The following is a 1,257-nucleotide window of genomic DNA, read 5'->3' as shown; positions in this document are numbered from 1 at the left end:
TGTTGAAGATGGTGTTAGAGGGGCGAGCGACGTTGAGAGAGGCAACCGAGCGGATGGAGGTAAGTTATCGCCATGCCAAGCGGTTAAAGGGCGTTGTGGCACGGGATGGACCCAGGGGGCTGGTTCATGGCAATACGGGAAGAAGGCCAGCCAATGCCGTTGGTATGGATGTGAGGCAAAGGGTAATGGAGCTATCTCGAACTCACTATGCCTCTTTTAACGACACCCATTTCACCGAGAAGCTTGGAACAGGTGAAGGGATTCGGATCAGTCGGGAGACGGTCAGAAAGATTCGCAGGCAGGCGGGGATGTTACCCAAGCGGCGCAGACGGCCTCCCCGGCATCGATCTCGTCGGGCTCGAAAGCCTCACGAGGGGATGATGGTCCTGTGGGATGGCTCTGTTCATCGGTGGTTTGGGGCCGAATATCCCCCGTGTTGTCTGATCGCAGCCATGGATGATGCGACCAGCCGGTGTTTAGTGGTGCGGTTTTTCCCCTTTGAGTCTTCCCAGGGATATCTCTGGGTATTGCGGAAGACGATAAAGCAGTATGGAATCCCCCTTTCGATCTACCAGGATCGTCACNNGATCGTCACTGGACGCTCGAGGAGCAGCTTCGGGGGAAGCAAGATCCCACCCAGGTGGGATGGGCTCTCCAAGAGTTTGGTATCGAGCCCATCTATGCCCTTTCCCCTCAGGCCAAAGGGCGGATTGAGCGACTGTTTGGGACCCTCCAGGATCGGCTCATTGCAGAACTCGAAAGGGCTAGTATCACAGATATCCCAGACGCCAATCTCTTCCTGGAAGGCTTTTTAGAGGCCTATAACAAGCAATTCAGCCGAGTTTCCGAAAAACCCCACAAGGCCTGGCGCTCTGTGGCTCGGGGAGTGAATATCGATCGGATCTGCTCGTTCCGCTATGAGGCCACGGTGGGAAATGACAACACGGTTCGGCTCGGGGGCATCGTCATTGATATCCCTCCAGGCCCCCACAGGGCTTCTTATGCCAAGGCGCGGGTCGAAGTGAGGCAATTGCTCGATGGCAGCTGGAGAATCTATTACCAGGGAAACAAGATCGCCCTACACCAGGCAACCGACCTCCGAGAGCCCATAAGAGCCCTGAAGAGATCAAAGACCAGAAAAAAGGCTGCAAGCCCCTACAGCTGGGTCTATGCAGCCTCGGCTTCACAATATTCACCCTAAAAAAAGGGGACATATTCGCTCTGCACTTAAGGGGACAATTTGCCTTTGCTTAAACA

Annotated in this window: 1 protein-coding gene; it reads left to right on the top strand. The window is 55.0% G+C overall.

Annotated features, from left to right (window positions below):
- Positions 1-640: 640 nt before the first annotated feature.
- The gene (locus tag GTN70_11335) at positions 641-1,201 is read left to right on the top strand and encodes a hypothetical protein (protein NIO17553.1); all 561 of its coding nucleotides are present in this window, start codon (positions 641-643) and stop codon (positions 1,199-1,201) included.
- Positions 1,202-1,257 lie beyond the last annotated feature (56 nt).

This window comes from Deltaproteobacteria bacterium, from assembly GCA_011773515.1.
Lineage (GTDB): Bacteria > Desulfobacterota > Deferrimicrobia > J040 > J040 > WVXK01.
The sequence above is the reverse complement of the archived record's forward strand: the minus strand, read 5'-3'. Positions and strand labels throughout refer to the sequence as shown.